1 protein-coding gene is annotated in these 895 nt (G+C 66.5%); it reads right to left on the bottom strand.

Translation table 11 applies throughout. From position 1 onward, the window contains the following. Positions 1–52: 52 nt before the first annotated feature. Complete coding sequence (locus AD72_RS33800) at positions 53–832, bottom strand: IS5/IS1182 family transposase (protein WP_037348317.1); 780 nt, start codon at positions 830–832, stop codon at positions 53–55. Positions 833–895: the final 63 nt, after the last annotated feature.

The following is an 895-nucleotide window of genomic DNA, read 5'->3' as shown; positions in this document are numbered from 1 at the left end:
CTAAGGGATGTCTCGTAACTCGTGTTGTGGTTGGTGGGGGTGGGTGTTGCGGTCAGTCGGTGAGGAGGATGTTGTGCAGGTTCGCGATTCCGGAGACCGTGTCGGTGAGGGTGCTGGCGGCGCGGCGATAGTCGCGGAGGATCTTGAAGTTCTTCATCCGGGACAGGACGTGCTCGACGCGGGCGCGGATCGTGCGGTGAGTCGCGTTGAGGTTTTCCTTCCATTCAGGCAGGTCGCTGCCGTCGCGGGGTTTGCGGTACGGCATGACAACCCCGGGATTGCCCTGGTAACCACCATCGGCCATCACCGGCAGCCCGGCGAGCTGTTCAGCGATGCCGGAGTCACGGTAGACGGTGCAGTCGTTGCGGCTGCCCGGTTGCGGGTCGCCGGTGGCGATCACCAGCCGGGTCTCGGCGTCGATCGCGACCTGCACGTTGGTGGAGTACCGGTAGTTCTTCGACGGTGTCGCCAGCCGGTGATCCCGGGTGGGCACCAAGGTGCCGTCCACGATCGCGACCGAGTCGACCCGGCGTTTGCGGACCGGGGCCAGCGCCAGCAGCGGCCCGACCGTGTCGATCACCCGGTACGCAGCGGAATGCGACACCCCGAACAGCGGCCCGATCTGGCGCATCGTCAGGTTCGTCCGCCAATACGTTGCGACCAGCAGCACCCGGTCTGCCAGCGGCAACGCCCACTGCCGGCCCGGGCGGCCGTCCGCGATCTCGTCTCCGCCCCGCTTCGCGACCAGTCGCACCAGCTTGCGGAACTGCCCCGGCTCCAGTCCCGTAAACGGGGCGATCCACTCCGGCCGCGACGCTGTGATCACCTGCACCACACCAACATGATCAACTATGGCCTCGACTAGCCCGACACCGGGTTACGAGACACCCCTTAG

Origin of the sequence: Sciscionella sediminilitoris (genome assembly GCF_000737195.2) — a bacterium.
Lineage (GTDB): Bacteria > Actinomycetota > Actinomycetes > Mycobacteriales > Pseudonocardiaceae > Sciscionella > Sciscionella sediminilitoris.
The sequence above is the reverse complement of the archived record's forward strand: the minus strand, read 5'-3'. Positions and strand labels throughout refer to the sequence as shown.